This window comes from Clostridium tetanomorphum (genome assembly GCF_017873215.1).
Classification (GTDB): Bacteria; Bacillota; Clostridia; order Clostridiales; family Clostridiaceae; genus Clostridium_AO; species Clostridium_AO tetanomorphum.
On record NZ_JAGGKA010000011.1, the window covers coordinates 76,587 to 88,342 of the forward strand.

10 protein-coding genes and 1 riboswitch are annotated in these 11,756 nt (G+C 27.8%); all 10 genes read left to right on the forward strand.

Features of this window, described 5'->3' with window-relative positions; translation table 11 throughout:
- The first annotated feature begins 91 nt into the window (after window positions 1-91).
- The 10 genes from J2Z24_RS11905 to J2Z24_RS11950 all read left to right on the forward strand — a co-directional run bounded on the left by J2Z24_RS11905 (window position 92) and on the right by J2Z24_RS11950 (window position 11,752).
- Complete coding sequence (locus J2Z24_RS11905; protein ID WP_035146955.1) at window positions 92-913, forward strand: MerR family transcriptional regulator; 822 nt, start codon at window positions 92-94, stop codon at window positions 911-913.
- A gap of 107 nt (window positions 914-1,020) precedes the next feature.
- Window positions 1,021-1,644: a LysE family translocator gene (locus tag J2Z24_RS11910; RefSeq protein WP_035146952.1), complete on the forward strand. Its 624-nt coding sequence runs from the start codon at window positions 1,021-1,023 to the stop codon at window positions 1,642-1,644.
- Window positions 1,645-1,772: 128 nt separating this feature from the next.
- Window positions 1,773-2,474 carry a B3/B4 domain-containing protein gene (locus J2Z24_RS11915; RefSeq protein WP_035146950.1) on the forward strand — a complete coding sequence of 234 codons (702 nt, stop codon included), beginning with the start codon at window positions 1,773-1,775 and terminating at the stop codon, window positions 2,472-2,474.
- Window positions 2,475-2,836: 362 nt separating this feature from the next.
- Window positions 2,837-3,727 (forward strand): ABC transporter permease, encoded by an 891-nt coding sequence (locus J2Z24_RS11920; protein WP_035146947.1) that lies wholly within the window; start codon window positions 2,837-2,839, stop codon window positions 3,725-3,727.
- Window positions 3,690-4,445, forward strand: a complete 756-nt coding sequence (locus tag J2Z24_RS11925) for an ABC transporter ATP-binding protein (protein WP_035146944.1) — start codon at window positions 3,690-3,692, stop codon at window positions 4,443-4,445. Before J2Z24_RS11920 ends, J2Z24_RS11925 begins: the two co-directional genes overlap by 38 nt.
- A 13-nt stretch (window positions 4,446-4,458) precedes the next feature.
- Window positions 4,459-5,418: an ABC transporter substrate-binding protein gene (locus J2Z24_RS11930; RefSeq protein WP_035146941.1), complete on the forward strand. Its 960-nt coding sequence runs from the start codon at window positions 4,459-4,461 to the stop codon at window positions 5,416-5,418.
- 243 nt (window positions 5,419-5,661) lie between these two features.
- Complete coding sequence (locus J2Z24_RS11935; protein ID WP_035146938.1) at window positions 5,662-7,497, forward strand: DUF1266 domain-containing protein; 1,836 nt, start codon at window positions 5,662-5,664, stop codon at window positions 7,495-7,497.
- A gap of 181 nt (window positions 7,498-7,678) precedes the next feature.
- Window positions 7,679-8,860 (forward strand): GAF domain-containing sensor histidine kinase, encoded by a 1,182-nt coding sequence (locus tag J2Z24_RS11940; RefSeq protein WP_035146934.1) that lies wholly within the window; start codon window positions 7,679-7,681, stop codon window positions 8,858-8,860.
- A 99-nt stretch (window positions 8,861-8,959) separates the two neighbouring features.
- The gene (locus tag J2Z24_RS11945) at window positions 8,960-9,787 is read left to right on the forward strand and encodes a methyl-accepting chemotaxis protein (protein ID WP_035146931.1); all 828 of its coding nucleotides are present in this window, start codon (window positions 8,960-8,962) and stop codon (window positions 9,785-9,787) included.
- 99 nt (window positions 9,788-9,886) lie between these two features.
- Window positions 9,887-10,064: riboswitch (cobalamin riboswitch) on the forward strand.
- A gap of 161 nt (window positions 10,065-10,225) precedes the next feature.
- Window positions 10,226-11,752, forward strand: a complete 1,527-nt coding sequence (locus J2Z24_RS11950) for an outer membrane protein assembly factor BamB family protein (RefSeq protein WP_035146928.1) — start codon at window positions 10,226-10,228, stop codon at window positions 11,750-11,752.
- Window positions 11,753-11,756: the final 4 nt, after the last annotated feature.

Here is an 11,756-nt window from a genome sequence, read left to right on the forward strand (position 1 = left end):
TAATTTTTACTTTGTTAAATTTAAAAAATCAAGTTATAATAATCAAAAGATTCTATTATTTAAAGACTATATATTAGGAGATGAGATTAGGATGAAAAATAGATTTTCCATTGGGGAAATATCAAAGTTATATAATATTCCTGTAAAAACTCTTAGATACTATGATGAAATAGGATTATTTAAAGCTAATTATGTTGATGAAAATACTAGATATAGATATTATTCTACTGAACAGTTTGAACAGTTAAATATGATAAATTATTTAAAAGTACTAGGAATACCTTTAAAAGAAATTAAAAATCATTTAGAAACTAGAAGTATTGATGATTTTTTAGAATTATTAAAGGAACAGAAGAGAATAACTGAAAATAAAATTAATGAATTAAAAAAAATAAAAAAAAGATTTGAAAATAGAATCGAAGAAATAGAAGATTCAAAGAAAATAAATAAATTAGAAACTGTAATAATAAAGACAATTAAAGAAAGAAAAATAATAAGATTAAAAGAAAGAATTTCATCAGAACCAGAGCTAGAAATATGTTTAAAAAAGCTAGAGAAAAAAGCCAGTATTTATTTCTCCATAATTATAGGTAAAGTAGGACTTACAGTTTCTATGAATAGTATAAATAAAACGAAGTTTGATGAATATAATTCCATATTTCTCTTAATAGAAGAAGATGGTATTGATAATGATTTATTAGAGACAATTGAAGAAGGGGAATATGCATGTATATATTATAGAGGGAATCATAGTAAATCTCCAAAGTATTATAAAATTATTATAGATTATCTAAATAAAAATAATTATGAAATAATTGGAGACTCTATTGAGAGAACTATAATAAATGAATTTATATCAAAGGACAAAAAAGACTATCTTACGGAAATTCAAATAAAAGTAAAAAGATGTTGACTCTCCAGTTGCTGGATAGTTTAAAATAAGCTTAGTAATCCATATTATAGCGAAGTTAGGGATATATTACTAGGCTTATTATTTTTACAGAAAAGAGGTGAGTGTGTATGGAAGTTTCAAAATTAATTTACTTTTTATCTTTTTCTATTATGCTTACTCTTGTACCTGGTCCGGATATGCTATTTGTAGTTACTCAAAGTATTTCTCAGGGGAAAAAAGCTGGAATAGCAACAGCAATGGGATTAAGTACAGGGGTTTTAGTTCATTCTACAGCGGCAGCAATAGGAATTTCTGCTATATTACATGAATCAGTAGTTGCTTATAAGGTTTTAAAATATGCAGGAGGACTTTATTTATTATTTCTTGCATGGAAAGCATTTAAAGAAAGGAATTGCTCTTTAGTAGAAGCGGAGTCATATGAAATTGGAGATATGTTATCTTTATATAGAAAAGGAATAGTAATGAATGTTTTAAATCCTAAGGTTGCTTTATTCTTTCTAGCCTTATTGCCTCAATTTGTTACTAAAGGGTCATTTAGTGTTCCCATACAAATGATTATATTAGGAGTAATATTTATGATACAATCAATGGTTATTTTTTTCATTATTTCTATTTTTTCAGAAATGCTAAGAAATAGTCTATTAAATAAACCTAATATATCTAAAAAAATAAATCTAGTAAAAACTGGGGTCTTTGCGTTAATTGGAGTAACTTTCTTTTTTTCTAAATAAAATAAATTACTCCATTAAAGATGAATAGTATGTTTCTCATGAGTAAAATCTATCTAAAACTTAGGAATTATTTAATTTGGTAGAATTGAGAATGGTAGGTAGTGGATTAGATTAGAGGGAGGATGAAAATGAAGTTTATAGTGTCAGAAGAGGTTTTTGATAAACTAGAGAATGTTTGTTTTGGAGTTGTTATTGCAAAGGGAATTAACAATAAAAATGAGAATCTCCAAATTAGTAAATTGTTGGACAAAAATATAAAGCTTATTGAAGAAAAATTTGGAGATAAAAAAGTTAAAGAGAGTGATGAAATAATCTATTATAGAGAAGCTTTTAAAAAACTTAATATAAATCCAAACAAGTTTATGAGTTCTATAGAGGCAATGGTTACAAGAGTATCTAAGAAGAAAGGATTACCTAAAATAAACTCCATAGTTGATATTGGAAATGCAATTTCATTAAAGTATCTTATTCCATTAGGAGCTCATGATATTGATAGTGCTGATGAAGATATATGTGTTAGATTCTCAAAACAAGGAGATAAATTTATTCCATTTGGAGAAAAGGAAGGGGAATTGTTAGATCAGGGAGAACTTATTTATTCTGTAGGAAATAGAGTAAAGACTAGAAGATGGATTTGGAGGCAAAGTGAAGAGGGGAAAATTACTAAGGAAAGTAAGAACATATTTTTTCCAATAGATGGATTTAAAGATAAAAATCATACTAGTGTAATAAATGCTAGAGATGAATTAGGAAAGCTTTTAAAAGATATTTTTAACTGCGAAGTAACCTTGGGTTTTATTGATAAATATAACAGAGAAATTCAAATTTAAATAAAAATAAAATAAAAAAGGTATTGACTTTATCAAATAAAAGTGGTAAACTACAAACAATAAATTTTAGGAGGAATAAATTATGAAAAACTTATTGAATAAAAGAGTACTTGTTGTCTTTAGTAGCCAATTTAGATAGGGTTTGTGCCTGATAATTTACATAGGTACAAACCCAGCAATTCTTGCGATTACAAGGTTTGTATCTATGTTGGCTATGAAAATTAAGTTTTTCATCAATTTTATTATAGAAAGCCACATAGATGATCTATGTGGCTTTTACGTTTTTTTATATATTCATTTAAAAGCCACATGGAACACCATGTGGCTTTTTTGCATCCAAAAGTAAGGAGAGGAGATTTTTTATGGAAGGAATAATGAGTGTATTAGTGCAGAGTTTGATTTTATCAATTATGGTATTAGGGGTATATATAAGTTATAAAATTTTGGATTTCCCTGATATGTCTGTAGACGGGAGTTTTACTTTAGGAGGAGCTATAATAGCTATTACTCTTAAAGGAGGAGGTTCCCCTGTAACAGGTATTTTAGTAGCCTTTATAGGAGGATTGTTAGCTGGATTAATAACTGGAATATTACATGTAAAATTTAAAATATCAAATTTACTTTCTGGAATTTTAGTTATGGGAATTTTATATTCAGTAAATTTAAGAATTATGGGAAAAGCCAATGTTCCTATTTTTGGAAAAGTAAATATATTCCATAATATTGATCCTTTAATAATAGCTGCAATTTTTGTTTTAACTATTAAGGTTTTAATTGATTTATTTTTAAAAACAGGACTAGGTTATACACTAAAAGGTGTTGGAGATAATCCTCAAATGATTAAATCTTTAGGAATAGAAGTTGGAGGAATAAAAATACTTGGACTTATGGTAGCTAATGGTCTTGTAGCTCTTTCAGGAAGTATAATGGCTCAATATCAAGGGTTTGCAGATGCTTCAATGGGAGTAGGAACATTAATTTTAGGAATAGCTTCAATAATTATTGGTACATCTATAATAAAAAGAGAAAAATTAATAAAGGATACAAGCCTTGTAATTATAGGAACAATAATTTATCAAATAACTATATATTTTGCTATGAATTTAGGACTTACTCCAGTGGATTTAAAGATGATTACATCAATTGTAATTATTATATTCCTTGCTGCCAGTGGACTTAAAAAGAATGAAAAAGTAAGAAATAGGGGGCTAAGTTATGTTAAGAATAATAAATTTATCAAAAAGCTTTCATAATTCATATATGGGAGAAAATAAGTTGTTTTCAAATCTAAACTTAAATATTAAAAGGGGTGATTTTGTAAGTATAATTGGCAGTAATGGTACAGGTAAATCCACATTATTAAATATAATTTCTGGAGTGGTTAAAGAAACTTCGGGAAGTATTCTTCTTCAGGATAAAGAGCTAACTACAATGCCTGAACACAAAAGGACAAGAATTATAAGCAGAGTTTTTCAAAATCCATCTTTAGGAACATGTCCATCTATGACTGTTAGAGAAAATCTTTCTTTAGCACTTAATAAAGGCAAATTAATTAATTTTAAATATTGCCTTCGCCATAAAACTGAGTATTTAGAAAAACTACTAGAAGATATTTCTTTGGATTTAAAAAAACTTTTAGATGTAGAAGTAAAGTATCTATCAGGAGGACAAAGACAAGCATTGGCTTTAATTATGGCCAGTATATCAAATCCTAAAGTACTACTTTTAGATGAGCATACGGCTGCATTAGATCCTAAGACTTCAAATGAAGTTATGAATCTCACTGAAAAAATAGTTAAGGAAAAAAATATTACTACATTAATGGTTACTCATAATCTAAGAGATGCAATACAGTATGGCAATAGACTTATTATGTTGCATAAAGGAGAAGTTATTTTAGATTTAGATGAAGAAGAAAAGAAAAAATTAACAGTGGAAGATATATTAAAGAAATTTGAATATGCAGTATAAAGGAGAGAGTATTATGAAAAAAATAATTATTGGATTAATGATAGTTGCAGGTGTATTAACTGGATGTGCAAAGAATGCAGATAAGAAAAAGGCAATAGATATAGGTATAACCCAGATTGTTGAGTATGTTGCACTGGATCAAAATAGAGAAGGATTTATAAAAGCATTAGAGGAAAACGGATATAAGGATGGGGAAAATATAAAAATAGATTACCAAAATGCTCAAGGGGATATAGCAGTATCTCAAACAATTGCAAAAAAATTTGCATCAGAAAATAAGGATTTAATTTTTGCAATAGGTACTCCTTCTGCTCAAGGAGCTTATAATGCAACAAAGAAAATTCCAATTATGATAAGTTCTATTACAGATCCAGTAAAGGCTGGATTAGTAAAATATTTAGATGAATCTGGAACAAATGTAGCAGGAACTTCAGATTATTTACCAATAGAAAAGCAAGTGGATTTAATAAAAAAATTAGTTCCAAAAGCAAAAAAAATAGGGGTTATATATAATACCAGTGAAGTAAATTCAGAAGTACAATTAAATGAATTAAAAAAGGTAGCAAAGGATTATGAGATCATAGCCTCAGGAGTAACAAGTACTAATGAAGTAAATAGTGCTATAAGCAGTTTAGTAAAGAAAATTGATGTTTTATATGTACCAACGGATCAGTTAGTTGTATCATCAATGCCTATAATAGCAAAGCATACTTTAGAAGCAAAAGTGCCAGTTGTAGCAGCTGAAAAAGGTTCTGTGGAAGCTGGAGCATTAGCTACTGTTGGAATTAACTATTATAAATTAGGTTATGAAACAGGAAAAATGGCGGTATCTGTACTAAAGGGAGAAGATATTTCTAAAATGCCAGTAAAAATATCCAATGAAACAGATGTATATATAAATGAAGACAGCTTGAAAGCATTAAATATTAAAAAACCAGATTTAAAAAATGTTAAGTATATTAAGACTAAATAATTAAGTTTATATTATAGATATAAGTTAAAATATCTCTTAATGTATATACATTAGCATAAAAGTTATAGTTATATGATAACAAGAGAAAGCTTTATCTTAGATTTTTAAATTTAAGATAAAGTTTTCTTTTTATTCCACTTAATAGAATTTGAAAAGTTACGATAATATGAAAATAGAACATACAGAAAGTCTTCTATTCTACTCTAAACTAGAGAAAAATTTACCAAAAGAGGAGATAACTAAATGGGTAAAAGTTTTATTGACAAAGAAATAAATAAAAGTTGTGGCAAAAGTGCACTAATAAACATTTGTGTAATAGTTGCAATATTAGGTGTAACTTTTTTTGTTCCAAACTCAAAATATGAAAATATAATTCATATGGTAAAGGAATTTATAGGAAATGGATTACCACAGCTAAAAGACATAAAAAAAGTTTATTTAATAATGTATTCTTTATTTTTCATTATATTCTTAATTAGCACTTTTTTTCTTATAAAGTCCTTTTGGCATTTTATTAATAAAAAGCAACATTTCATGTATAGACAATTAAGACAGCTTGGAGATGAAGATAGACTAAAAGATATAATACAAAGGGAAACATCTGAAAATGCTTTTTTTGAAAAGATTGGCAACAATTATATTACATCAAATTGGTTTATATTTAATATAGGCTTTAATTATGTTTTAATACCATATAATATGCTTGTATGGATATATAAAAAGAAGAGAAGAAGTTTATATGATTTATTTTTTAGAAAATCCTATTCTATAGAAATATATCTTTTAAACGGTAAAGAATATAGTATACCTGTAAACAAAAATGAAGCAGACTTAATTATAGAAAGCGTAAAAGTAAAGCTTCCTATGTTAAATACTAAACGTACTATAATAACTTGGTTAGAATGGGTAGAGGAAAGAGGAAACATAAAAAAGAAGTGGAAAAATATCATATGCAATAATGGTAATATTTATTTCTATTTACAGGATGAGAGCTTGAAAAATATTGACGGATATGAATTAAATCAGGTATTAGAATTTAGACAAAAAGTGTTAGAGAAAATAAGAGAGATTTCATTAATAGTCCATGATGAAGAAGTAATTCTTACAGAATGTATAATTTTAAGAAATGGCATTATTATGTTTCCAGCAGAAGAATTTTTTGAGGCTATAGGAGGAATGGTAGAGGAGGATGAAGATGAGGACAATTGTTTAATGGTAAATATTTATGGCAAAAATATTTACTTAGACGGGAATAATAAAGAAATATTTATAAATGGTAGGCAATATAGCCTAAATACTCCAATAACTTTAGAAGATGATGTTATATATGTTCCTAGTGAAGTTATTACAGAATTATTAAATCAAAAGCTTATATGGGATGAAAAAAATTCCATAATAAAATTGATTAAAGCTCCAGAAAAATATACAAAAGAACAGCTTCATTGGGGATACGCAGTTGGAGCAATATTAGCAGAATATAATGACCAAGAGATAGATTTATTAGGAGGAAGTGCAAGAGATGAGGAAAGTATTGAAGAAAGCAGAGAAGGACTAAGTGAGTGGTGGGGAATAGAAGATAGAGATGATTTACTAGATACTATAGAAGAATTAAAAAATGGATTACATAATAAAATATTTATGGATATAAAAAATAGAATTGACCATTTAAATGATGAAGAATTTAAAGAAGAGATGAATTCTTTTCCTAATCCAGAGCATAAAAGAGATTTAGAAGTTATAAGAAAATATAGTAAAGAAGTTGGACAAGTAGGTATATTGGGATGGGATTTAAGTCGTCTTATAAGTATAACAGGATGGGGATATATATCTGGATATTTAGATTATAATGAAGCAAACGATATAATTATGGAGACGGCAAGAGTTGTACAGAGGAAATTTTCTTCTTGGGAACAAATTGGAAAGAATTATTTAATAGGATATGAATATTGGTCAGGAGACAGTCCAAAGGATATAACGGGTGGATTATTTATGAGAAATCAAATATATAAGTGTTTAATTAAGGATAGTGAAAGTCCATATAATACTCTTGATTGGAATTTGAATTTAAATCCTAGGTAAGAAAATTATAGTAATGTATCATCAATCGTATAATTTATTAAAGGAAAATACATATTTTTGTCGAATATATTATTCAATTAGTGGAAAAAACAAGATTGTTTTAAGTTGAATATGATACATATTGTTGTATATATGAAAGTTAGATTATTGAGTGGTTTTCATGTATCAAGGAGGAAATATTGTGGAAGAGGAAAAAAAAATTAATAAAAAAGAAAATAAAAGTTATGACATAGAATCTAGGATATTTGAAGAGATACTTTCTAAAATATCGTCTAAGCTTATAAAAATTAACTTAGATAAAGAGTATTTAATTGAAGAGTGTCTAGAGGAACTAGGTGAGAGAACAAATTCGGCTAGATCTTATATTTTCTTATTTAAAGATAATTTAAAGTATATGGATAATGTTTATGAATGGTGTGCTAAAGGGGTTAGTTCTGAAAAGGATAAACTTCAAAATTTTAAAACAGAAATGTGCCCTTGGTGGATGGAAAAATTAAAGAATAATGAAATTATTTCAATTGAAGATGTGGAAAAAATGCCTGAAGAAGCAGAAGTAGAAAAAGAAGTTCTTTCAGAGCAAGGAATAAAGTCTCTTATTGTATTACCTATTTTTAATAAAGATAACTTAATAGGATATGTAGGACTAGACAACACATTTGAAAATAAAAATTGGACTAAGGATATTCAATCTTTATTAAGACTAATTTCGGAAACTTTTTCAGGAGCTTTTTCAAGAATGCAACATGAAAAAGAACTTAAGTGTGCTAATGAAGAGTTAAATAGAAAAGAAAAACATATAAATAGCTTAAAAGCTCAAATTGTTCAACAAGAAGAAATGTTAAAAATTAGTCAAAGTAAAGAATTGCTAAAGCTAATAGGATTAAATGAAGAAAATTTTAATGAAATAATAAATAATGTAATAGATATTTTAAGTTTTGATATGATGGTTTTTGATAAAGTAGAATTAAATCTTTCAAAAAACTTGCCTCTTTTACCATGTAATAAAATAGAAATTAGTCAAGTTATTATGAATATACTTAAAAATGCAATTTATGAAATGAATAAGATGTCAGAAATTGTACAAGAAAATGGACAAATAAACCCTAATATTTTAAAAATAGAAACCTATAGTGAAGAGGGTTATTTAGTTTGTGAAATATCTGATAATGGAAGGGGAATTTCTCAAGAAGTTAAATATAGACTGTTTGAGCCTTTTTTTACTACTAAAAAAATAGGAGAAGGAACAGGACTAGGATTGGCTTTAGCTTACGATATTATTACAAATAAACATAATGGAGAAATAAAAGCTAGTGAGAGTGAGTGGAAAGGTGCTAGGTTTACTATAAAAATTCCTCTCAAGTAACTATAATCACTATCTTTAGCTATAAATGTTATTAAAAATATACCACTAAAATAAACATAGTAAAATTTTATAAGATGTATAAATAAGGAGGGCTAAAATATGAACATAATTGATATTGCAAAGGAAACAGCTAAAATAATGTACAAGCTAAATGATGAAAATTGTACTATCTTAGTTTCAGAGAATTACCGTATAGTGGAATACTTAGAATCTAACGTTCTTAAGATTCCAGCAAAAGTTGGAGATACTGTTTCAGAAGGAACTGTAACAGAAAAAGCTTGCCGTACAGGAAAGAGAGTATACCAGGAAATAACTAGTGATAAATCACCTTATGGTATAGGATATGTGGCTACAGCTATTCCTTTATATGATGATGATGGGAAAATGGTAGGAGGTTTTGCTGTAACTGCACCAATATCAAGAGAAGTATCTCAGTTAAGAGAAACTTCCTTCCAGTTAGATGAAATTGTGGATCAAACAGAAACTGCATCATCTGATATAGCTAATTCTGCAGTTAAGCTTTCTGGTTTAGTTTCAGATTTATCTAAAAAGACCACAGAGGCAAATCAGGAAATAAGCACAATTTACAATGTAACAAATCTTATAAGAGACATTGCTAAACAAACAAATCTTCTTTCTTTAAATGCTGCTATTGAAGCGGCAAGAGCTGGAGAGCATGGAAAGGGATTTTCAGTAGTAGCAACTGAGGTTAAAAAATTGGCACAAAGTACGGCGGAAAACGTAAATGATATATCTAAGAAAATAACATCTATATCTTCTTTAATTGAAGATACAGCTAATATGGTAGAAGGAATTATGGATTTATCTCAGCAGCAGGCTTCAAATACAGAAGAAATTACTGCTACCATGTCAGAATTAAAATCTCATATAGTAAAAATAAGAAAGATAGCTGATGAGATTAAATAAAGAAATATTAATATTATAAGGACAGTTATTGAAATGTATAAAAATAAATTGACAAAAATTGCGGAATATTGATATAATAATTTCGATAATAGTAATAAAATTTAATATTATGTTTTAGGTACCTTTTTAAGGTTTAATAGGGAAAGTGGTGAAAATCCACTACAACCCCCGTTACTGTAGACGGTTACGAAACCAAGTCCACTGGAGAAAATTCTCTGGGAAGGATGGTGGAGGATGACCCGTGAGTCAGGAGACCTGCCTAAGATGGTATATGGAGCTTCGGAGGGAAGTGAAACATATTCAAGAATAATTTTTAAATATATTTTTATGTAATATTTATATTAAAAGCAATATTCTTTATAAATATATGTATATAAACCTTCGTTTTGCGAAGGTTTTATTTTTTTTCATAATAAAATATTTTAGGAGGAATTCTTAATGAAACTTTTAAAAATGAAAAAAACCAATATGCTAATAGTGGTAATGTTAGTTACTTCTTTACTTATGTCTGCATGTGGAAAAGGTGCAGTACAAACTAACAATAAGTCGGAAAATAAAGAAACAGAAGTAACAAAAGTAAAGCCAAATTTAGAGTTAATTGGTGAAAAAGAATTAAGTAGTGTAGAAGAAAATAAAATTCCAGATGTAACAAAAGAAAAATGGGCTTTTGATGTAGGAGCAACAAAGCCAATTGTGTCACCAGATGGAAAAAATGTACTTGTTATTGAAAAAGACAAAATGGCTTGGTATGAAATAGAATCAAAGACAAAGAAATGGGAAACAGCTACATATGGAGGCATATATAGTTATGTTATTAATAATAACAAGCTATATATGTCAGAAAAATATGCAAATAAAAAAGAAAAAAAAGAAGGAAATGTTATTTGCCTAGATGTAAATACCGGAAAAAAAATTTGGAAATACAATGTGCAGAAGGATTTAGCACCAGTTGTTAAAAAATATAAAGATGAAAAAGCAAAGTTAAGCATTTGTTGTAATATTCAAATGGTAGGAGATAAAGATAATCTTTATGTAGTAGGAAGTACTTCTTGGGAAAAAGGTAAGGAAAAAGACAAATGTGAAATACTTATGGCAATTGACAAAAATGGTAAAAAGCTTTGGCAAACAGAATCTCATGGATATCCTGGCATGCTTAGCATGAGTCAAATGAGTGTAATCGATGGAGTACTAGTAATGGGTAATTATAGCTACAATGATAAGACTAATGGACCAGCTAGTGTAAAAGCTTATGATATAAGTAATGGTAAAGAGGCTTGGAAATTTGATATCAAAAATGATCAAGAAATGTCTTACAGTAAAACTACTAATGTATCAGTTGGTGTAGTAGGAAATAAAATAGTTGCTGTAGCTAGTCATGGAAAAATTTATGTTTTAGATTCAAAGGGTAATAAAATTAAGGAATTTGATGGATTTAAACCTGAAAAGTATAAAGATATAGTTTTGTGTACAAGCATAACAAACAGCAGCATTGAATTTGGAAAAAATGAAATTATTATTGCTCCTAAAAAAACTGTTGTAAAAGGAGCTAGCAATTATAACGCTAAATCACCTGCACAACATTCTGATGTTGGGATGATTAAAGTTTTTGATTTAGATGGAAATTTAAAGTGGAAATTTAGAATAGGTGGATCAGTTACAAACATAGCTATGAAAGGCAACTACTTATTTTTAGCAACTTCTCATAATCAAGATACTATGGATTATAAGTACTGTGGAGTTTATGCTTTTGACATTTCAAAAGATGGAAAAGGAAAAGAAATAGACGTTAATAGTAAGGATGCTGTAGAAAAATATATAGGATACTATAGTACTGATGGAGCTATTATTTATAATTGTTTATCAGTTTCTGATGATGGAAAAGTAATTTGTGCTACGACTTGGCCAACTAGAGTTGGAACAGAAAAACATGGAAAACATTCTTTATATATGTTGAAGTTAAATTAAATTA

Excerpts from the sequence above, each read along its gene's own strand:
- J2Z24_RS11945 (WP_035146931.1), top strand. The coding sequence starts at position 8,960 with ATGAACATAATTGATATTGCAAAGGAAACAGCTAAAATAATGTACAAG.
- J2Z24_RS11915 (WP_035146950.1), top strand. The coding sequence starts at position 1,773 with ATGAAGTTTATAGTGTCAGAAGAGGTTTTTGATAAACTAGAGAATGTT.
- J2Z24_RS11910 (WP_035146952.1), top strand. The coding sequence starts at position 1,021 with ATGGAAGTTTCAAAATTAATTTACTTTTTATCTTTTTCTATTATGCTT.
- J2Z24_RS11930 (WP_035146941.1), top strand. The coding sequence starts at position 4,459 with ATGAAAAAAATAATTATTGGATTAATGATAGTTGCAGGTGTATTAACT.
- J2Z24_RS11920 (WP_035146947.1), top strand. The coding sequence starts at position 2,837 with ATGGAAGGAATAATGAGTGTATTAGTGCAGAGTTTGATTTTATCAATT.
- J2Z24_RS11950 (WP_035146928.1), top strand. The coding sequence starts at position 10,226 with ATGAAACTTTTAAAAATGAAAAAAACCAATATGCTAATAGTGGTAATG.
- J2Z24_RS11905 (WP_035146955.1), top strand. The coding sequence starts at position 92 with ATGAAAAATAGATTTTCCATTGGGGAAATATCAAAGTTATATAATATT.
- J2Z24_RS11925 (WP_035146944.1), top strand. The coding sequence starts at position 3,690 with ATGTTAAGAATAATAAATTTATCAAAAAGCTTTCATAATTCATATATG.
- J2Z24_RS11935 (WP_035146938.1), top strand. The coding sequence starts at position 5,662 with ATGGGTAAAAGTTTTATTGACAAAGAAATAAATAAAAGTTGTGGCAAA.